This window comes from Cronbergia sp. UHCC 0137 (genome assembly GCF_034932285.1).
Classification (GTDB): Bacteria; Cyanobacteriota; Cyanobacteriia; order Cyanobacteriales; family Nostocaceae; genus Cronbergia.
This window is the reverse complement of record NZ_JAYGHC010000021.1, coordinates 22,785-44,234: the sequence shown is the minus strand read 5'-3', so window position 1 is coordinate 44,234 and position 21,450 is coordinate 22,785. Positions and strand designations below refer to the sequence as shown.

The 21,450-nt window shown below is 37.4% G+C and carries 17 protein-coding genes and 1 CRISPR repeat array; of the genes, 12 read left to right on the top strand and 5 right to left on the bottom strand.

From position 1 onward, the window contains the following. Nucleotides 1–93: 93 nt before the first annotated feature. From cas3 to cas2, 9 genes are all read left to right on the top strand, one after another. The gene (gene cas3 / locus VB711_RS12805) at nucleotides 94–2,289 is read left to right on the top strand and encodes a type I-D CRISPR-associated helicase Cas3' (RefSeq protein ID WP_323286448.1); all 2,196 of its coding nucleotides are present in this window, start codon (nucleotides 94–96) and stop codon (nucleotides 2,287–2,289) included. Between the two features lie 81 nt (nucleotides 2,290–2,370). Beyond that, nucleotides 2,371–5,859: a type I-D CRISPR-associated protein Cas10d/Csc3 gene (cas10d, locus tag VB711_RS12800; protein ID WP_323286447.1), complete on the top strand. Its 3,489-nt coding sequence runs from the start codon at nucleotides 2,371–2,373 to the stop codon at nucleotides 5,857–5,859. Nucleotides 5,860–5,862: 3 nt separating this feature from the next. Then, nucleotides 5,863–6,468 (top strand): hypothetical protein, encoded by a 606-nt coding sequence (locus tag VB711_RS12795; RefSeq protein WP_323286446.1) that lies wholly within the window; start codon nucleotides 5,863–5,865, stop codon nucleotides 6,466–6,468. 43 nt (nucleotides 6,469–6,511) lie between these two features. Further along, nucleotides 6,512–7,546: a type I-D CRISPR-associated protein Cas7/Csc2 gene (cas7d, locus tag VB711_RS12790; protein ID WP_323286444.1), complete on the top strand. Its 1,035-nt coding sequence runs from the start codon at nucleotides 6,512–6,514 to the stop codon at nucleotides 7,544–7,546. Between the two features lie 5 nt (nucleotides 7,547–7,551). Then, nucleotides 7,552–8,259, top strand: coding sequence for a type I-D CRISPR-associated protein Cas5/Csc1 (cas5d, locus tag VB711_RS12785; RefSeq protein ID WP_323286443.1), 708 nt, complete (start codon nucleotides 7,552–7,554; stop codon nucleotides 8,257–8,259). A gap of 51 nt (nucleotides 8,260–8,310) precedes the next feature. Beyond that, nucleotides 8,311–9,144, top strand: a complete 834-nt coding sequence (gene cas6 / locus VB711_RS12780; RefSeq protein ID WP_323286442.1) for a CRISPR-associated endoribonuclease Cas6 — start codon at nucleotides 8,311–8,313, stop codon at nucleotides 9,142–9,144. Beyond that, nucleotides 9,141–9,734: a CRISPR-associated protein Cas4 gene (gene cas4 / locus VB711_RS12775; RefSeq protein WP_323286441.1), complete on the top strand. Its 594-nt coding sequence runs from the start codon at nucleotides 9,141–9,143 to the stop codon at nucleotides 9,732–9,734. The genes cas6 and cas4 overlap by 4 nt, the downstream gene beginning before the upstream one ends. A gap of 21 nt (nucleotides 9,735–9,755) precedes the next feature. Next, nucleotides 9,756–10,757 (top strand): type I-D CRISPR-associated endonuclease Cas1d, encoded by a 1,002-nt coding sequence (gene cas1d, locus VB711_RS12770; protein ID WP_323286440.1) that lies wholly within the window; start codon nucleotides 9,756–9,758, stop codon nucleotides 10,755–10,757. 19 nt (nucleotides 10,758–10,776) lie between these two features. Further along, a complete protein-coding gene (gene cas2 / locus VB711_RS12765) occupies nucleotides 10,777–11,064 on the top strand; it encodes a CRISPR-associated endonuclease Cas2 (RefSeq protein ID WP_323286499.1) in 288 nt (95 codons plus the stop codon). A 212-nt stretch (nucleotides 11,065–11,276) separates the two neighbouring features. Continuing rightward, a CRISPR array of direct repeats spans nucleotides 11,277–13,781; the repeat unit is 37 nt; unit sequence TTTGAAATTTCACTTACTCCCTATTAGGGATTGAAAC. Nucleotides 13,782–14,088: 307 nt separating this feature from the next. Here the strand turns inward: cas2 and VB711_RS12760 are convergent. Beyond that, a complete protein-coding gene (locus VB711_RS12760) occupies nucleotides 14,089–14,655 on the bottom strand; it encodes a phycobiliprotein lyase (RefSeq protein WP_323286439.1) in 567 nt (188 codons plus the stop codon). A 210-nt stretch (nucleotides 14,656–14,865) separates the two neighbouring features. Then, the gene (locus VB711_RS12755) at nucleotides 14,866–15,534 is read right to left on the bottom strand and encodes a HEAT repeat domain-containing protein (RefSeq protein ID WP_323286438.1); all 669 of its coding nucleotides are present in this window, start codon (nucleotides 15,532–15,534) and stop codon (nucleotides 14,866–14,868) included. A gap of 490 nt (nucleotides 15,535–16,024) precedes the next feature. Between VB711_RS12755 and VB711_RS12750 the strand changes: the two genes are divergently transcribed. Continuing rightward, nucleotides 16,025–16,576 carry a ferritin-like domain-containing protein gene (locus tag VB711_RS12750; protein ID WP_323286437.1) on the top strand — a complete coding sequence of 184 codons (552 nt, stop codon included), beginning with the start codon at nucleotides 16,025–16,027 and terminating at the stop codon, nucleotides 16,574–16,576. 266 nt (nucleotides 16,577–16,842) lie between these two features. Here VB711_RS12750 and VB711_RS12745 read toward each other — a convergent pair whose 3' ends face one another. The 3 genes from VB711_RS12745 to VB711_RS12730 form a co-directional block, all read right to left on the bottom strand. Then, on the bottom strand, nucleotides 16,843–17,577 hold the full coding sequence (locus VB711_RS12745; RefSeq protein WP_323286436.1) for an ABC transporter permease: 735 nt from the start codon (nucleotides 17,575–17,577) through the stop codon (nucleotides 16,843–16,845). A 414-nt stretch (nucleotides 17,578–17,991) separates the two neighbouring features. Beyond that, nucleotides 17,992–19,359 (bottom strand): DUF3370 domain-containing protein, encoded by a 1,368-nt coding sequence (locus tag VB711_RS12735; protein WP_323286435.1) that lies wholly within the window; start codon nucleotides 19,357–19,359, stop codon nucleotides 17,992–17,994. A gap of 187 nt (nucleotides 19,360–19,546) precedes the next feature. Next, nucleotides 19,547–20,098, bottom strand: coding sequence for a peptidase C15 (locus tag VB711_RS12730; protein ID WP_323286434.1), 552 nt, complete (start codon nucleotides 20,096–20,098; stop codon nucleotides 19,547–19,549). Between the two features lie 65 nt (nucleotides 20,099–20,163). On the opposite strand from VB711_RS12730, the gene hisH reads away from it, so the two are divergent. After that, nucleotides 20,164–20,799 (top strand): imidazole glycerol phosphate synthase subunit HisH, encoded by a 636-nt coding sequence (gene hisH / locus VB711_RS12725; RefSeq protein ID WP_323286432.1) that lies wholly within the window; start codon nucleotides 20,164–20,166, stop codon nucleotides 20,797–20,799. Nucleotides 20,800–20,835: 36 nt separating this feature from the next. Next, a complete protein-coding gene (gene rsmD / locus VB711_RS12720) occupies nucleotides 20,836–21,417 on the top strand; it encodes a 16S rRNA (guanine(966)-N(2))-methyltransferase RsmD (RefSeq protein ID WP_323286498.1) in 582 nt (193 codons plus the stop codon). Nucleotides 21,418–21,450 lie beyond the last annotated feature (33 nt).

The following is a 21,450-nucleotide window of genomic DNA, read 5'->3' as shown; positions in this document are numbered from 1 at the left end:
GAAGAAGATTAAAAGACCAGAAAATAAATAAAAAATTTTCACTAATCAATAGTGACATAAATTAACCATAAATTCACAAGAGTTATTAAGGGTATGTCAGAAAACTACAGTATTCAACTCAAACCAGTTTATTCTCAAATAGTCCCCACGCCTGAAGGAGTAGAATTACCAGATGGATTTAATCTTGTTTGGCATCAAGTTGAAACATTAAAAGCTTTGCAAAATCCAGATATTGATGTGGTAATTGATGTTGCAATGACGGGTGATGGTAAAACTTTAGTTGCTTACTTACAATCATTGCAAGGAGACACACCAGAAGGATTTTGTTATACTATTGCACTTTATCCAACTAATGAACTTGCCCGTGATCAAGAAGCACAAGTTAATAAATATATTGAACAATTCCAGCCAAATAATGAACCACGTATTTCAAGACTAAGTGGAGCAGAATTAGAAATTTATGCTGAAAGTGAAGGCATTAAAAAATGGGAAGCAATCGCTACTCGCATTCATGAATCTGAAATTATCCAAACTAATCCTGATATTTTTCACTATCTTCATCAGCACGCCTACTTAACCCCGAAAGACAGCCCTAACAAATTATGGAGTCCTCTTGATACCAAATTTGATTTATTTATCTTCGATGAATTTCATGTTTTCTCTGCTCCACAGATTGCCAGCGTTATTAATACAATGCTATTGATCCGTCATACTAATCGGCGTAAAAAGTTCCTATTTCTTTCTGCTACACCGGATGAACAACTAATTGAACTTTTGGAGAAAGCAGGATTTAACCCTAAAGTTATTGATCCTTGTGCAAAAAATAAATATCAGTTTCCAGATACTTTAGAGCAGAGTCAAAAATTACAAAAAGATGGATGGAGACAAGTATCAAGACAAATTGATTTGATGTTTATTGAATTAGAATCTACTTACAAAGTTTGTGAAACTTGGCTTTGGGATAATCGCCACATTATTCTAGAGCATTTTCAAAAATATCCCAATACTAAAGGTGCAATTATTCTTAACTCTATTGCAGCAGTTAAGCGTCTCACTCCATTATTTAGAGATTTTTTACAGCCCTTTAAAAGAGTTGAGGAAAATACAAGTTTAACAGGTAAGACAGATAAAGAAAAATCTCTAAGTGCTGATTTAGTATTGGGAACAAGCACAATTGATGTAGGTGTTGATTTTAAAATTAATTTTCTCATATTTGAATCAGCAGATGCGGGAAGTTTTATTCAAAGATTAGGCAGGTTAGGAAGACATGATAGCTATGAGGAAAATGGCAATAAAATTAATTTTGATACATTTACTGCTTATGCTCTAACACCTAAGTTTTTAGTAGAAAAACTATTCAAGGGAGATAAGCCACCATTAGAATATAACGGCATTTATGATCGTCCTTATTTTCATAACCAAATTCGAGATAAATATCGCCAGATTAATAATTTTCGAGCCTATTATCGAAGATGGGCAGGTGTGCAATCAGTTCTACTTAGTAGCAGCCAAGGATTAAATCATAAAACAATTAGATCAGAATATGCAGCTAGTCGGGAAGCATTTACAAAAGATTGTCAACAGGTATTTGGAACTAACTTAGGTAAAGTCAGAGGTTGTATTAAAAAATGGAAGGAAGAATGGCAAGAACTTTCTGGGAATAAAACAGGAAATCCAATTGCTGAAGATGCTTCTAGTTTTCGAGGTTCTAGTGGCTTGCAATGTGGTTTATATGATTTGACAGAAAAAAATATTGCTGACAGGTTTAAAACTTATGAATTACCGGGAATTTTGAGTAATTTAGACATTGATCCAATGACAGAAGCAGAGTTTATGCGACGGTTAAGAGAAACAGCAGAACGCATAAATCAACCAATTCCCAAGGGAAGATTTGAACACTGTCTAGCATTTATGGAGTTAAAAGATTACAGGGAAGAAAGATTAAATTGGCGGTTTACGTATTCAGGAGACTTGGGAGCGATCGCCGATTCAGCAAAAGTACAAGTTTTATTAGGGGTTCAGGTAATGCAAGAACCTCCTACACGCTGGATTTTTGCAATCAACAAGCGTTTAAAGCAAAGAGGTTTAGTTAGCTACGTTATTCGGATGCAAGTAGACGAGGCAAAAAAATGTCTACAGCTACCAATGCACTTTCAAATCTATCCCATTGATGAAGCTGGTAGAGATGATGCTGCTGCTTACTCTGTAGCTTTTGGTCAGTCAGCTTTACTTTTAGATACCCTTGCTTATCGCTTCAAGAGTTCAGGGGGTGAAGCATGGATTTGTTAAAAGTGCCATAAATTTTATCAAAGCTTCCTTTTTTTTCCTCAATTCTAGCAATTTAAGTTAATTTAACGGGGGGATTTTAACATGACTAAAAAACGCGAAAATAAAAATGCAGAACAACTGGAATTATTCAGTTCTTCAGAAGAAACAGATTTACAAGAGGAGTTAGATGAAGATTATTTAGAATCTGAAAATGATGATGAAGATGAAGATTTAGGTTTTGGCTTTGGTACTACTAGCCGGGATGTTACTATTGAGCGTGAATTACTCACACTCAAGCTTTTAAAAGAGGCTATTTTAGACCAAAATCCTGATGATGAAATCATGGCAGATTTGGCTAACGAAGTTTTACCAAATTTGTTGCGAGTCGCTATTGGTGTCACTGCTAAAGGCGGTAAATGGATAGACGAAAAAGAACAGGAACTAGCAGAACAAGGAGAAACTTTAGACAGACGCAATGCAGGTGATCAATCTCTCAATACTCACTTACTCAATGGTTTATTTCCTGCAAATTTAATTGAACAACGTCTAAAAAAGTTAAATACTACAGTTAAAAGAGTAGTTCACGAAACAGAGAGACGCTTATTAATTGCATCTTTTATTCTACATGATTTTGAGAAGTTTGATTATGATAGATTTCCCAAAATGCCAAATAAGTATAAAGATATTCAGAAAAATAGAAATCTGAAAATTCGTGATTTATCCATATTAGAACATCGAGAAATTATTGATGTGATTATTCGTGAAATTAAACTGGACTATCTAATTAATCCTCAAGATAACCAGAAATATCGAGAGTATGTTGATGATATACTCTGTACTGCTTATAACACACAAAGAAGATGGGATACAAACTGGAATTTTTCAGAACATAGCGAATTAAAACCAAAATTAAAAGGTGATAAATTAGTATGTCTTGCTGCCTTAGCTTGTCTTGCTGATAGGTTAGCCTCTATCATTAAACACCCACAAGATGCCTTAAAATCAGGTATTAACAATATAGTTGGTCAACTTAGTAATAGACAATTAAAACTGAGTTATCACAGTATTGCAGAAAATCGTGGTGTGTTAACTAATGTTGTAAATAACGCACTGATTGAAGCACATACAGATTTTAATACAGGAGATAATATATATTATGAACCATTGCTTTACCTACCAACAGGTGTCATTTACTTAACAGATCGTAATGCTCTACCTGTAAAAATTGAAAGTATACCAGAAAGAGTTGTTGAGAAGATAAAATTACTTTGTGCTGGTGAACTTAAAGCCAGACAAACAGGATTTAGTCGTGATGGTAAAGGCATGAAATATGCTGATTACTATAGTCTATTTTTCGATACTCCAGAATTAATGGAAGTTGGATTGAAAGCCACCAAACGAATCTTGAAAGATGGTAAAAAGCCTGTCTCTAAAGATCGTAGTGATAATTTAATCAAATTTCAGCAACAAAATATTTTATCATCTGCTTATGACTTTAAGTTTAATGATGATATTCGGATAGATCAAATTGCTGAATTTTGTGATTTAGTTAGTCGTAAGATTTGGGGAGAAAAAGTTAAAAAGATTGAGGATGCACGCAAACAAAGACAAAATGAACGTAAAAAAAATAACACATTACCAGAAATACCAGCAATAGATTTAGTACCAGAAGATTTAATTTGTAAAGTTGCTGAACTCTGGAATTTATCTGAAAATATACCAATAATTAGGGAAATTCAACGAATTAATGAAACTTTAAAAGCACACAAACTAAAAGGAAATACAGGTGGTGTTCCCTATGAATGGTATTTTCTAGCTGCAAAATACCTACAAAAACATCCTGGTATTGAAGATATTAGTCCAGTGTGTGGAGAAGTAATTACCCATATTGCTCAACTTATTAAACCTATTGCTAATCAGTATGAATTACCGGATGGTTGGCATGATTTACGAGTTTGGGTGACAAAGGTTGTCATGCTCCCAGAAACAGGAGAAAATTGCTTACTACCTAACAAATTTTTAGATGAGTTTGAATTTTATAAAGCAGCCAAGAAAAATGGGAGAGGTAAACAATTAATCTGTTCTATTTCTCACTCTTCATATACAGTGACAGAACAGATGGAATCAGCAGTTTTATTTGCTCCTCAAGTTTATACTAATAAGCAAATGTTAGGAGGTTCTAACGCGAAACGTAATATTTCCAGTATCGCTGGCATTGAAATCATGTTACGACAGATTTTAATGAGTCAAACGCAAGCCACAGGAGGTAGATTTGAGGATGCCAAATATAGGTATCTATACTTTTATCCTACCTATTACTGCACTCCAGAAACTAACGCATTTTTACATAAAGCCTATGATAATATCAAACAAACCCGCTTTGATACTGGAGTTCGTAATCATTTTATTAGTAAGGATTTGACAGCTAACTTTGAACTGGAACGTTATCAAAATGTTGATATATTCTACCTTGATGAAAACACGGAAAAAATAAATGATCGCACTTTCAAAATTTCTTATCCAGAAAAACAGCCTCTAACATTTTATTTTATGGCTTTACCCCCAGAAGTGAGAGGTAAAGATAAAAAACCAACAGATACAGAGTCTTGGATAATGCCAGCTTGGTTATCTTTAGCATTTCCGATGATTCTAGATGTAAAAACAGTGGTTTCTGAATCTCCAATTCCCCCATTTAATGACGGTGCAGAATTTGAACAAAGCGTATTTCTTGACAGTGCGCCGCAAGCATTTAGAGTTTTATTGAAAGAGGAGCGTTTTCGTCTTGACTATATCTTAGAAGGTTGGAAAGACAAAAACACCAATCAAAACTATCCATCACCATTAAATCTGTTAACAGCAGCTTACGCTATTCATTTAGATGTGAATGCTAGACAAGGAAAGACGGGATATGATGCTAACTGGGGTAAATTTGCCGAACTTGCAAAAGATTTTGAAACAAGTCCACTTTATATTTTTGCTTACTTGAATGAGTGGGTACGTAAGCAAAAAATTGATGCTCCAAGCATTAATAAGGTCAAGCTTTATGCTTATCATTTTTACCCTTGTTTTGACCCTTATACAAAATTTGATTTTAATGAGGAGAAATTAATTGTGGAAGACAAATCAACTTTGAATCATCCAAAGAAATTAACGGAACTTTATCGCCGTTTTTATCGAGCTAAATCTAGCAAAGGAAAACCAATTAAATCAAATGCAATCTTGAAACCAATTGATGAAGCAGCCGATACTATTATCAAAGCTGACAAAGAATGTTTTCAATTAGTTGATACTGTTGCAGCAAAAATTTTCAAACTGATGGAGAGAGTACGGAACTCAACAGCAGAGGGGCGTTGGGTTATAGCTCACCGTGATGAGGAAAGAGAAGCAATTTTAGATTTTGCCAGATACTTTGTTGTAGAAGTTTTTGAAAAATCATTTGCTGGCGATCGCGCACGTTTAGTGGGTCGTCAATTGAATCTCATTCGAGATACCTGTGAATTTCTTTATCGTTTAGCAGATGATGAAGAACGTAAAGCACGTCCTCAAGATGAACCTGATGAAATTACTGAGATTGAAACTGAGGAAAATTAGATTATGAGTATTCTAGATCCTACTCAGTCTTATACTTTTAGCAAATATTTTGAGATGCACATTTCTCCTCAAGATTTTGCTAAAGAATTTGGCTATACATTTACTCGAAAACGTTTGAATTTACCCCAATACCCAGAAAACCTAGATCGATTAAAAGAATTACAAGAACGACTTGATGAAATTCTTCCATACTTTGATTTAGCTAATGAGACAAGTCGCAGAGAAGTATTAATTTCTCCAATAATTTTAGATTTAGTTCACTATACTAAATCTGAGGTGAGAATTGAGTATCAAATTAAGGTCAGCGAACAACTACAAGGTTACTTTGATTATCTGATAAAAAATCGAAATAATCTCTTAGTAATCGAAGCTAAAAAGGAGGATTTAGATTATGGTATGACTCAGCTTTTTGCGGAATTAATTGCCCTAGATAAATGGCAAGAAAATCAACAGCAAACTCACATTATTGGTTCAGTTACTACTGGCAAAATATGGGAATTTGCTCAACTTGATCGCACTAATAAACATCTCGATCAAGGACTTGATAGCTATCGCGTTCCTGATGACTTAGATCCCTTAATGCGGATTCTCGTTCAAACTCTCATTTAATTTGCTTTCATTGCTATTAAAAATTAACTTCAAGGAGAAAATCATGGCACTTTTAAAAACCGTTGACGCTAAATTATTTCAATCAGAAATTCCTTACAAACCGATGGGAAAATATGCCCACTTTTTAACCATTCGTGTTACTGAATCTTATCCATTATTCCAAACAGATAGCGAATTGAATAAAGCAAGGGTAAGGGCTGGAGTTAAACCTGAAAACAAAAACACCATTAGTCGTCTTTCAATGTTCAAACGTAAACAGTCCACACCAGAAAGATTAGTTGGTAGAGAATTATTACGAAAATATGAATTTATGACAGCAGAAGAATGTGAATATAACGTTAATTTTGCAATGGATAATCCTGATTGTATTATTTACGGTTTTGCTATTGGTGATTCTGGTTCTGAAAAATCAAAAGTTGTGGTAGATACTGCATTTTCTATTACCGCTTTTGATGAGTCTCATGAAACTTTTACTCTCAATGCTCCTTATGAGAATGGGACGATGGCTGCAAAAGGAGAAAAAAAATCAGATGGTAAATTAGACGGTGAAATAGGTAAAGTTACAGCCAGAATTAACCAACAAGACCACATTAGACCACAGGTTTTCTTCCCCAGTATTGTCACACTCAAAGACCCGACAGAAGCAAGTTTCCTTTATGTTTTTAATAACATTCTGAGAACTCGTCACTATGGCGCACAAACAACCCGCACAGGTCGAATTAGAAATGAATTAATCGGTGTTGTATTTGCTGATGGAGAAATTACCAGTAACCTGCGTTGGACTCAGGCAATATATGATCAAATGAAGGCTAATAATATGCTCAAATCACCAGATCCCTTGGATGAAGATGATGTAATTAGTGCTGCTAAAAGTGCAATTGAGAACTTAATGGCAGATGAGTTTATTGTACATACAGACTTTATTGGTGATGCTTTTACACCTCTAATTAATGAAGTTAAAAACCTCACAAATAACGAAGCAGGTATTAAATCAATTTTGCAAAAAGCTGATAATGAAGCTAAAGAATATGCCAACAAACATATCAGCAAAAAGAAAACTGCTGCTAAGACTAAGTAACAGCCATGACAATTATCTACCGTTGTCAATTAGAACTACATGACAGCCTCTATTTTGCCACCCGTGAAATCGGCAGACTTTACGAAACAGAGCCAATAATTCATAATTATGCCCTCTGTTATGCAGTTGGTTTAGTTGATAGTCAAATTTACTCAACAACCGTTGCTGAAGACGATTCTTATCGCTATTTCTGCCCCGAACAAGTGCCAAAATATGAACAACATCTAACTCCTTTAAATGAACAAGGAATCTATATCACTCCGGCTCGTTCTTTGAATCATACATCTATTCTCAATACATGGAAGTATGCAAATAATAACTACCATGTAGAAATGGAGAAAACCCAAAAGAATATTCCTAGTTTTGGGAGAGCAAAAGAAGTTGCACCGGAAAGTCAATTTGAGTTTTTTCTTATCTCTCAGAAAGACATTAAATTACCAAAATGGATTCGCTTAGGTAAATGGATGAGTAAGGCTGAATTAACAGTTGAAAAACTACCACAACCAAAAACTAAAACTGGTTTATTTACCTGCACTTATCCTTTAAATCCATTGGATGTCATGTTTACTAATCAAGTGATTAGTTATGATGTGGTGAATATGCCTCCAGTTAGTTTGATTCAAAATGTGCAAATGCAAGGGGAATATTACTATTTTGATGATGTCAAAGATGTAAAACTTCCAAAACAAATGCAATACCGTTTTCGTGCTTAAAGTGTAATTGGTGGGCAATGCCCACCATACTTTGAATTTCAATTATTAATCATGCCATACAGTCTCGTTCTTAACATCACTCCCCAGTCTCCTATCTACCCAGAATTTCTTACAGGTAGACACTATCACGCGCTGTTTCTCACCCTAGTGAGTTCTGTTGATAAAACCTTGGGAGACTACTTACACCAATCAGATGCAGATAAAGCCTTTACCCTTTCACCTTTACAGGTACAACAAAAACATAAATCTCATCATCAAACTTTGCAATTTTGTCATTCAGAAGCAATTCCGGCTGGTAGTTCTTGTTGGTGGAAAATCACTTTATTAGATGACAATTTATTTAGTCAACTAACACCTTTGTGGTTGAATCTTAACCCGGAACACCCTTGGCATTTGGGTTCAGCTAATTTATTTATTACTAGCATTCAAGGTACACGCCAATCTAATCAACCATGGGCTAATGTCTGTACTTATAACCAACTTTATGAACAAGCAAGTGAAACAGAACGAAATATCAATTTCATCTTCGCATCACCTGTAGCTTTTCGTCAAGGCGGATTTGATAATGTCCTCCCGACAAAGGAATCTGTATTTAATAGTCTGCTTAATCGCTGGAATAAATATAGCGGTATTGAATTTACCGATTTTTCCCTAGAATCAATTTATCCTAGTTCTTTTCAAATTAACACTAGAGTAACCAGTAATTACGACAATAAATTTATTGGTTGTGTTGGTGAAATTGGCTATCGAATATTAGGAAATGTTGAAACAATGGCAATTAAGCAAATTAATACTTTAGCAGATTTTGCTTTATATGCAGGTTTAGGACGTAAAACTACCATGGGAATGGGAATAGTTAGAAGAATTAAAAGTTTAAAATCATGACAGAAAACGAATATATTTCTATCGCTGCCTTAAACCAATATTCCTATTGTCCTCATCGTTGTTGGCGGATTCATTGTGCTGGAGAATTTATTGATAATCAATACACAATTGAAGGCACAAGTTTACACGAACGAGTTCATACAGTTGGAGAAGGACAACGGGAAGAAATTTGGCAGATACGGGCAATTTGGCTGAAATCAGATCAATACCAACTTATCGGTAAATCTGATTTAATTGAAGCTGAAAATGGCGAATTTTACCCAGTTGAATATAAACGGGGACGTAAAGGTGAATGGGATAATGATGAATTACAAGTTTGCGCTCAAGCATTGTGTTTAGAAGAAATGACAGGACGAACTATCACCAATGGCTATATCTATTATGCACACTCTCATCAACGGCAATTAGTTGAAATTAATCAGGAATTACGACAAAGTACGATCGCTACTATTGAAGCAGTGCAAAAACTACTATTCACAGGTGCAATGCCAAAGGCTATTAAAACAAATCGTTGTCAAGGATGTAGTCTCTATTCACGATGTTTACCTCAAGCATCTGACAAGGTTGAGCGTTATCAAGAAGCTAATTAATTGTACATTCAAGGATTATTTATGGGAACTGTTTACGTTACACAAGATGATGCTTTTATCGGCAAAGCAGATGAACGTCTTCACGTTAAATTCGAGAAAAAAACGATTTTAGATGTGCCATTGCTAAAAATTGATGGTGTGGTAGTATTTGGAAGAGCAACAATTTCTCCGGCTGCTATTTCTGAGCTACTTGAACGCCATATTCCCCTCACATTTATCAACGAAAAAGGTCATTATTTAGGAAGATTAGAACCAGAAGTAACTAAAAACATCTTCGTTCGTAAAGCCCAATGGCAAGCTGCTGGAGAATCACCGAAGGCTATTCATATTGTCCAAGGTTTTGTGAGAGGTAAATTAAAAAACTACCGTCAAACTTTGGCGCGTCGTCAACGTGAATCAACAATTGATTTATCTGCATATATTACCCGCATTGAACAAGCAATTTCTCCCATTGATTCAACTCACAATATTCCCTCTTTGCGTGGTTTAGAAGGTGCTGGTAGTGGCGCTTATTTTGGTTGTTTTAATCAACTAATTCGCAACGAAAATTTTGAGTTTAAAAAACGTGTTCGTCGTCCACCTACAGATCCAGTCAATTCCTTACTCAGTTTTGGTTATTCGTTATTACGCCATGATGTGCAAAGTGCTGTTAATATTGTTGGTTTTGACCCTTATTTAGGATACCTGCATTGCGATCGCTATGGTAGACCATCTTTAGCCCTGGATGTCATGGAAGAATTTCGTCCTTTGGTAGTAGATGCGGTGGTGTTATCTGCATTGAATAAGCAATTTTTGACACCGGGAGATTTTGTCACTGAACCATTAAGTAATGCCGTTTCTCTAACTCCAGAAGGACGCAAAACCTTTTTGAAGTTATATGAGCAGAAAAAACAATCAGATTTTAAGCATCCTGTCATGGGTCGTAAATGTACTTACCAAGAAGCCTTTGAACTGCAAGCCAGATTACTGGCAAAATACTTAATGGATGAAACTGATAAGTATCCACCCCTGGTTTTGAAATAGAGGAAAAGGTGAATAAATGGTGAATGTAGTTGTTTCTTACGACATATCTGAGGATAAACGCCGTACCAAAATCCATAATATTCTCAAATCCTATGGACAATGGGTGCAATACAGTATTTTTGAGTGTGAATTAAATAATACTCAATATGCTAAACTGCGATCGCGCCTCAATAAACTGATTAAGCCAGATACCGATAGCATTCGCTTTTATTTTCTATGCGCGTGCTGTTTTGGTAAGGTTGAACGCATAGGTGGTGAACCAGTCCGTGACAATACGATTTTTTTCGCGGAATGCGCGGATGGGTAGGTGTTCATTTAGCAGGTTCTTAAAAAATGGCTGGAATCATATTTATGTAAGGCTTTTCAGAATTTCTTCCTATCCAACCATCCGCGCCCCTTATCCAGACTGGGTTTCAGCTTTTTTCCCCCTTGACACAATTCCTCAAATGAACTATCATTAGATCGTCCGCGTTACTGAACCTTGAAAACTACATATATATAGCTTTTCAGCCTACCGCTTTTGAAATTTCACTTACTCCCTATTAGGGATTGAAACTACGCCTTACTTACCCGACCAAGACAAGATGGTGTTTGAAATTTCACTTACTCCCTATTAGGGATTGAAACTTTTGCTGTTAGCGCATCATTCTCAATTTGCAATGTTTGAAATTTCACTTACTCCCTATTAGGGATTGAAACTTCTTCTCTCCCATAATTGCTTTTCACGTTGACATTTGAAATTTCACTTACTCCCTATTAGGGATTGAAACGGCTTTAGTCGTTGGATCTATTAACCTTTTAGGAATTTGAAATTTCACTTACTCCCTATTAGGGATTGAAACCTTCAAGGGGCATATATAGCCCAAACTAAGAAGATTTGAAATTTCACTTACTCCCTATTAGGGATTGAAACTAACCATTTAAATAAACTCCCTGACTTCAACTGAAACGGGATTTGAAATTTCACTTACTCCCTATTAGGGATTGAAACGCTTAACCAACTCAAGTTCAGTAATAGCACCATCTTTGAAATTTCACTTACTCCCTATTAGGGATTGAAACCTATACGACTTTAATTGATTTACTAAAGTCTGGGATTTGAAATTTCACTTACTCCCTATTAGGGATTGAAACATGCCCTTGCCTCCAACAACGAATCAAACTCATTTTTTGAAATTTCACTTACTCCCTATTAGGGATTGAAACTCCGATAAAGCCAGTAGATAGGCACTGATCAGGTTTTGAAATTTCACTTACTCCCTATTAGGGATTGAAACCAGTTGGAGCTAAACCGATGGATGTAGAAATCGATTTGAAATTTCACTTACTCCCTATTAGGGATTGAAACTACACTCTGCTTCCTCTTTTACGAGGTGTATTTTCTTTGAAATTTCACTTACTCCCTATTAGGGATTGAAACCCATAAATATTCCTGTAACTGGTATTATTTCTTCATTTGAAATTTCACTTACTCCCTATTAGGGATTGAAACCTGCCTAGCTTGAGTTTCTGCTTGCGATCGCTTTGATTTGAAATTTCACTTACTCCCTATTAGGGATTGAAACGTCAGTGTTGCCGAGTTTAGAGTGATTGTGATGTTTTTTGAAATTTCACTTACTCCCTATTAGGGATTGAAACTCCATAGTTGCCTTTTTGTAGACCGCAAAACTAAATGTGTTTGAAATTTCACTTACTCCCTATTAGGGATTGAAACTTGGCTCTAAATTTTACGGGAAACAAAAAGTGTACTTTGAAATTTCACTTACTCCCTATTAGGGATTGAAACTTCTTTGACGCAGTTTATACCATTTTGCAACGACATTTGAAATTTCACTTACTCCCTATTAGGGATTGAAACAGAAATCAGACCACAATGAGGTCGATGATATAGGTTTTGAAATTTCACTTACTCCCTATTAGGGATTGAAACGAGAAATAAATGATTTTCCAATATCCTGCAAAAATTTGAAATTTCACTTACTCCCTATTAGGGATTGAAACTTATCGGAAATACCCTAGACATAGCAATAATCGGGTTGAAATTTCACTTACTCCCTATTAGGGATTGAAACGTTAGTTGAAAATCAGAATTTAATTGATTGGGAGTGTGTTGAAATTTCACTTACTCCCTATTAGGGATTGAAACCTCGCGTTTTTGTTGGCTGCGCGCGTGGTGTCGATGCCTGTTGAAATTTCACTTACTCCCTATTAGGGATTGAAACCGCCCTAAACCAGTGGCGTTAAGGGGTTTACCATCTGGTTGAAATTTCACTTACTCCCTATTAGGGATTGAAACCAGTTCTATCTCTGATAAAACCCCAGAAGCACAAAAGTTGAAATTTCACTTACTCCCTATTAGGGATTGAAACCGCATTTAGTTCGGCAATTCTTTTGCAAGTATCGTGTTGAAATTTCACTTACTCCCTATTAGGGATTGAAACAACGAGTTTGCACAGCAGTTACCCATAATCTAAAAGGTTGAAATTTCACTTACTCCCTATTAGGGATTGAAACAAGAAAATCACCAAGATTAAAACAAAGAGGGAGGCAAAGTTGAAATTTCACTTACTCCCTATTAGGGATTGAAACAAGGTGTGGAATTTGGTACGAAGTAAACAAACTTAGGTTGAAATTTCACTTACTCCCTATTAGGGATTGAAACTTCGCAAGCATCCCAGGAAATACAACTACTTCCCGTTGAAATTTCACTTACTCCCTATTAGGGATTGAAACCTAATGGGTGTGATTGTTGTGAAAGCTTGCAAAATCAAAGTTGAAATTTCACTTACTCCCTATTAGGGATTGAAACAGAGAGTCAGCGATCGCAATATCCAGAATTGTTCGTTGAAATTTCACTTACTCCCTATTAGGGATTGAAACCCAAGCACCACCGCCCAGCTTTTCGTGTCTGGCAGTTGAAATTTCACTTACTCCCTATTAGGGATTGAAACCATTTAAATTTCCTCCAATTCTTCTAATTTATTCAAATTGAAATTTCACTTACTCCCTATTAGGGATGAAACTCTAATGTGTTCGTCCCACTGGGGCGGCTTTTGCCTTTGAAATTTCACTTACTCACACTCAAGAACCGAAAATTAGGAGGGCTATATGTTATAATGTTTATTAAACTTCATTGATTCTACATTCTAGAACAAGTAGATTAGCGTTACAAATTGCCCTGGAGATAAAGCAGGGAGAAAAAAGGTTTTAACCATTAGATATCTCAGGTAATTAAATGTGCATAAACTAAAAACAGTGTAGGGACAATTCATGAATTGTCCCTACGATAATTATTTAAGTTCTGAGTAGAGACTTATCATCTTTTCTCATTTTAACCCATAACAGAATTAGCCTCTTCAGTAGACTTGGCGACTGGTGTAGTACCACCCATGCGAATTTCTGAAGTAAAAGAAGCCATACTAAAACCCCCAAATCGCTTGAGGATACTTACCCGCATCCTTAAATTTGGACTCGCAAACCATAGACGTTCTTCAGATGACATCGTTTCATACTCAGTAATCAGAGTCAAAGCGTCATCACTACCCATTTTATATCGACCAGCAACAGGGGCTTTCTCTGCATAACCCATTTCTCGGAGTAACTTACCTTCATGGGGACTATCCACGTCTGGAACTGTTACTAACACAGTAGAACCAGTATGCTTTTCTTCGTCCCATTCCATTGTGCCGTTCCAGGTAACTCTCGCACCACAAGAAGCTGAACTAGGGAGAACTTCATACTGTTCACACAATTGAATCACCTCTGGATGGTCTGCGGCTAACATTTCAATCACCAGGTCTGATTTGCCGTCTTCAGATTGCTTAAACGCTAAATGGTGACTGGTGCGGTGAGAAAACCATTTACCAGCACTTAACTCAAAAAATTCTTCAATATTCATGAAATTGCCTTACATCAAAATATTACAAATCCCACTTTTATTAAAAAATAGCAGGAGCCGTTTATATTGCAATCCTAAATCATTTGTGAGCTACTTCAAAAATAGGTAATTTTTATTGATTTTAGGATTTACGCATTGACAGAATCTATTACATAAGATAAGAATTATGGATTTTATCTGTTGTAGGGTGCGTAAGTCCTAGATATGCTATTATGCCGCTTCAAGTTTGGTGAGTGAGATCTTCGCAGCTTCAGCAACGTTGGGATGGGGGTCTTTTGCTAGATATTTCAAAGCGGAAATGCTTTTGGGAGTCTGTAAATTACCTAGAGATTCTGCTAAACGTTGCCTCACTAACCAATCTTCTGCTTGGGCAAAACGCAGGATATGATCTACAGATTCAATATCTTTGATTTCTCCTAAAGCCGAGATAGCAGCTTGTTGGATGACTATTTCCGGGCTATCTAAAGCCTGAATGAGAATAGCATGGGCGCGGATATCTTTGATATTACCTAAAGATACGGCAGCACTAAAGCGTACTAACCAGTCCGTATCCTCATAAAATGCCCGTGATAATGGTTCAACGGCTCTATTATCACCCAAATAGCCTAAAGCACCAGCAGCATCAGCCCGGATTCCATAATCTGGGTCAGTTTCTAAAATTCTCACCAAAATTGGATAACATTCTGGTGTTTGCTTGATGCCTAAAGCAAATACTGCCATCGATCGCAGTTGTAAAGATTCATCATCTAAGACCTTTTTAATCAAAGGTACGGCATCTTCCGGGGAAATATGGCGCAAATTAGCAAGAGCTACCATGCGATCGCGCAAGTTAGGACTTTCTAACTGTGTAGAGATTATATCTAAGCTGAGAGCAGTCATTGAGTTTAAAGTATTTTGTTAACTTATCTTTACTTTAACTTAAATACTTTAGAACTTACGCACTGTACAAAATACAGATGATATATAGGGTTTGATGAAAAAGTCTTTTCATTAGGGCTAGGAGTCAGGAGGACAGTTAAAAACATTTTTTCATCTCTGGCTGCCCACAAAAGTGCAAGGTTTTTCAGACACAATATGCTATAATGTTGCACCTACCGTCTTTTTTATGAGCTTCAAGCCTTTGATTTATCAGGCTTTTGGGTTTATATGCCTAACGGCACGCTACGCTATCAGCAAGCCCTAAGTATTCTTTCTCTCTTTCTGCCTCCTGCCTTCTGCCTTCTGCCTTCTGACTCCTGACTCCTGACTCCTGACTCCTGTTTTTATAATATTTAACTCTATCTTAGGTATGAAGAGAAAATAAAAACCTAGTTATACGGTTAGAAGGTACGACTGTAAACTACAGCGTCCAATCTTCAGGAGAGTCACAATGGTTCAACTTACTGATCGTCCAGGCACAAAAAGAATCACCAATTTGCAAGATAAATTCATCTACGAAATTGGTGCGATGTACGATGCTGAAAATCGCTTTTTGGAAGCGCAGCAGATGATGCACCAAAGTTGCCAACATCAAGAATTGAGATCACTAATTGAGACACATATTCAGGAAACCGAACAACAAATTAGGAATTTAGAGCAGATTTTCAATGCTTTGGGACAGCAACCGCAACGGGTTACTTGTGATGCTGCGGCTGGATTAATTAGTGATGGTCAAAAATTAATGCTGTTAGCTGCCGACAGTCCCAAAATTGTGGACTTAGGGCTAGTTGGGGGACAGTATAAGGTTGAGCAATTAGAAATTGCTTGTTATCGTGGTTTAATTAAAGTTGCTGAACAAATGGGACAAAACCAAGTCGTGCAATGGTTACAGCAAAACTTGGAGCAAGAGGAGCAGACAGCGCAAAGATTGGAACAGTTGATGCCCCGGCTACTCCAGGAAGTGACTTCATCTGGAGGGAAGACTACGGCTAAATCTCGTTAGTTTAATGTGAATTAGATTAACCTCTCTAACCCCTCTCCCACGCGGAGCTACCGTGTACACACAAGTCTTATCAAGATTAAATCGGCGGTTAGAAACCGCAACTACACAGGCAAAACCCACCTCCGTGGGTTAAAAATAAGTAGTTTTTCTTCAGTCCACGCAGGTGGACTTTGTTTGTGTAGCCGTGATTTCTAATCGCCAGGGCTTGTTTTGGGTAATCAGATCACTTGTGTGTACACCGTAGCTCCCACGCGGAGGGGGGTGGTTTATGGGCTTTTTTTGGTTTCTCCAGAAATGCGAATCAATTCGGCAATGATGGCGACGATCGCTGTGGAAATGATTAATACTACACTCAGAGCATTAATATCGGGTTTGACTCCGGTTCTGATACGGCTAAAAATTTCCATTGGTAGGGTATTTGAGCCGCTACCGGCTGTAAAACTGGAGATGAGAAAGTCATCTAAACTGAGGACGAAGGCTAGTAAACATCCAGATAAAATCCCAGGCATTAATTGTGGTAGTAAAACTTGGATGAAGGCTTGAACCGGTGTTGCACCTAAATCTAGTGCGGCTTCTTCTAAGTGAGGATCTAGGTTATTGAGTCGAGAAGAAACTACTAAGGCGATATAAGAGAGACAAAAAACTACATGAGCCGAGATAATTGTCCATACACTCAGGGGCATGGCAAAGGCTGCTAAACATACTAGGGTGGAAACAGCGATCGCTATATCGGGAATTAATAATGGTAAATAAGCTATTCCCTGGTATAAGGACTTCCCCGGAAATTCATAACGCGCTAACCCTACAGCCATCAAAGTTCCCAAAACTGAGGAAATAGAAACAGCGAAAAAGGCTACAAACAAACTATTACTCAAGGCTGATAAAATCCGTTCATCGGTGAATAATATGGCATACCATTCCAAGGTAAAGTTTTTCCAAGTTACGCTGTAGGGGGAATTATTGAAACTATAAAAGCCCAGTACCAAAATCGGCAGGTACATGAACACAAATATAATAATTGAGAAAACGGACTGCCACGGTAGACCCGGTTTTGGGTAATATTTAGATTTACTTATGTTCATATTTGATTTTATGTTAAATCGTCTAGAATATAGGACTTACGCACGGGTTACGGAATAAATACGAACCGCAGAGGACGCAGAGGACACGGAGGAATGAGAGTTTGAGAGGTTTTTTGGGTAAGTCCTAGAAATTACTTTTAGTCAGAACACTCAATCAGGATAATTTTAGTCTGATACCAGATCGAAATCAAATACATTTATTTTGTTGGGTAAATGAATCACATCTCAACGAAAATAGATGTCTGTATTCATGTTTGATCAGGCTGGTTTCTTCCCCTTGGAGATATTCATCAGGGGAAATATATCTGGGGGTTGCAATCATGGATAATTCCCTTATTGCGGAGGATCAGAAATGGTGGAAACAGTTAAAACTTGCGGTGGTGAGGCATCTGGGGGATAAAGAAAGTCTACTTGTACAATCGAGCGATCGCCCTCTTTCAAATTCAATAATACCAGTGGTTCTCCTGGTTGACCTCTCTTTTGGACTAAATGCACAAACTTAGTTTGTGGTAAACCTTGATCATCTTGATAACGTACCCGCACTGTTCCCCTAAAAAACACTTGACGCTGTGGTGTTGTAAAAAAGCGTAATCCTGATTTACTTAATTGATCTTCTTTGATGGGAGTTTGTACAGATATACTTACAGTTTGCCGACTTTGAGTATTATTGTAAAGTGGCAATCTCAAACTATATTCAATGCCATAATTACCATGAGCGCGGTAAGCTGTATCTGGATAACGGACTAACATCTCTGCACTTTGAATTTGTCCCGTGCCAAAAGTACCACCATGTAAGGTGCTTAACGGGTAGGAAAAAGCTTGACCAGGTTGGGGAATTGTCAAATACTCGGCTTGGGGACGATCTACTATATAAGCTTGCCACTGAGAACCCTTCGCTACACCAGCCACCCGACCGTAAATTTTCGGCTTACCACTTTCCTCCAACGGGGTAGGAACTTTATCTCTGGGAGTAGATAATTCACCGTTATCTAGTAAATTTTGCCACTCAGATAAATTAGGCGATCGCTCACTACCATCTGTATTATTACGAGCAAACATCGCCAAACTAGCTGCATAAATAGTACCATCACTCCAGAGACGCATATATGTAGAACGACCATTGAGAGGGGGTGTCAGTTCTGCAACGGGAATGGGGAGATTTAATAACATTCGACTTTCCCCTGGGGGAATGACAATTTGAGGAGGAAAAATATCCTGTCGTTTAGCTCTGAGTACATCTAACATAGCGCGATCGCCAGGCCCTGCAAACACTTTCCCCAAAATATTTTCGCTAAAAGATGGGGATTCAATAAATGGTGCATCTGGTTGACTTAAATAACTAGCCCCATGCAATATATTCACCTTCACCGGTTGCGAACCAGGATTAGATAAAATTATCCCCAAATACAAAGATTTTAGATTCTCCGGTGGTACAGCTTTGGCAATATGGTGAGCAAAAACATCAAACCGACCCTGAAAAGGAAAATTTAAATGTGCTGTTGGTACTTTTTTCCCCAATCCTGGGAAAGTTGATAGTAAAATCCCCTCATTTAGCACCAATTCCGGGCTATTGCTATTAAAAACTGGAACCGAGTCTAAATTTCCTGGTAAAGAACGCATCTGTTGTGGTTGTACTACTTCCTGGGGTGGGGTAGGAGGAGTTACTTGAGCGAGAGTAAAATTCAGGAAAAATGGCAGCATAAGCAATTAAAAATTCAACCTTGAAACTTCAAAATGATAAATCGTCGCTGAATTAGAGTATGATTTTTGATTTTTGGGTGTAGAGACGTTCCATGGAACGTCTCCATAAAGGTTTTGAATGTATGCAAAATCATTTCCATCCCTAAAATCTGCAACGCCTAAAATAGTAAAACAGACGCTGAACATCTTAGAGAAGTGCCAGGTTGTTGATCATTAAAACAAAATCAGCAATCATGCCTATCAAGTTTTCTGGATGCAGAATGGGAACGTGAATAAAAATGGCAGGTGTTGAGGATTGAGATTGGCGTAAGTAGTCTAAAACAGAGTAATAAAGTCCATTACACACAAACTTACCACAGTCGTAACTAATCTCAACTGCTGATGTTCCTGCCACTAATTGTTTTATATCAACGGTTGTTTGCAAAAAAATCTCTGGCTGATCTATCAATTCCTTATCCGTAGATTCTCCAGATAAGATACTGGCAATCACCTCCACACTTAATTGTTGACGACTGGCAGCCATCCCACAACAGATGATGTAATCGGGTTCGAGTTGATTGATTTTGGCAATGACTTGAGAACTAGCAAGCGCAACATCAACAGGTAGTCGATGCAGAAAATGTAAATCATGGGTAACTGAAGCCATTTTGGCTAATTCGAGTAACAGATCATCAGAAGAATTTGACTGTTGATCACTCAACCAAGTGTGAAAAGAAGTTAATAGTATTTTTTTCTGCATAATAATTGTTAATTATGATTAGAATTATAAAAGCCCTCCCTAATAAATTCACAAGGAGCAGGTAAATGCCAGTAATTGCAGTCGTAGATTACGACATGGGAAATTTGCACTCAGTCTGTAAAGGACTAGAAAAAGCTGGAGCAACTCCTAAAGTCACCTATTGTGCCAAGGAATTAGCTCAAGCAGATGCGGTAGTTTTGCCTGGGGTGGGAGCATTTGATCCAGCGATGCAACACCTGAGATCCCGTGGTTTAGAACAACCGATTAAAGATGCGATCGCTTCCGGTAAACCCTTCTTAGGTATTTGTCTAGGATTACAAATTTTGTTTGAATCCAGCGCCGAAGGAACTCAACCAGGACTAGGAATTGTGCGCGGAAAAGTCCGGCGATTTATTCCCGAACCCGATATTACTATTCCCCATATCGGTTGGAATCAACTGGAACTCAATCAACCTAAAAGCACTTTATGGGAGCATTTACCATCTCAACCTTGGGTTTATTTTGTCCATTCCTACTATGTTGACCCCATTGAAACACAGATTCGGGCAGCCACAGTTACTCATGGTAATCAAACCGTGACAGCAGCGATCGCTCACGATAATTTAATGGCGGTGCAATTCCATCCCGAAAAATCATCTAACATCGGACTGCAAATTTTATCTAATTTTGTTGCTCAAGTCCGTGAAAAAATTCCAGCTTAATAAATCTTTGCATTCTATCGGGTATCAGCTACCAATATTCAATCAATAATGAGTCTGAGAATTTACGGGAATCGACTGCTAAAAACTCTGCCAGGAAAAGAAACTAGACCTACCAGTTCGAGAGTTAGACAAGCTGTGTTTAATATTTGGCAGGGAACGATTGTTGGTTGTCGTTGGTTGGATCTATGCACTGGTAGCGGTTCAATGGGTGCGGAGGCTTTATGTAGGGGAGCTAGTTTAGTTGTCGGAATTGAACAATCAAGTCGAGCCTGTGCCATAATTCAAGAAAATTGGCAGCAGGTAGCGAGTAGCGAGCAAAAATTTGAAATATTGCGGGGAAACGTCACCCAGCAGTTAAAAAAACTATCAGGCCAGCAATTTGACAGAATTTATTTTGATCCACCCTATCAAAGTGGATTGTATGAGGAAGTTTTACAAGCGATCGCTCTGGATCAACTTTTAGCACCTGATGGAGAAATCGCCGCAGAACATAGTCCTTATGGTTGGACACCACCAGCGATCGCTAATTGGGAAATCTGCCGTCAAAAAGTTTACGGTAACACAGCAGTCACTTTCTACAGTGTACAAGTTTTGAACGATGAAAAATCAATAGTTTGAAACCCACGGAGGTGGGTTTTGCCTCTATAGCCG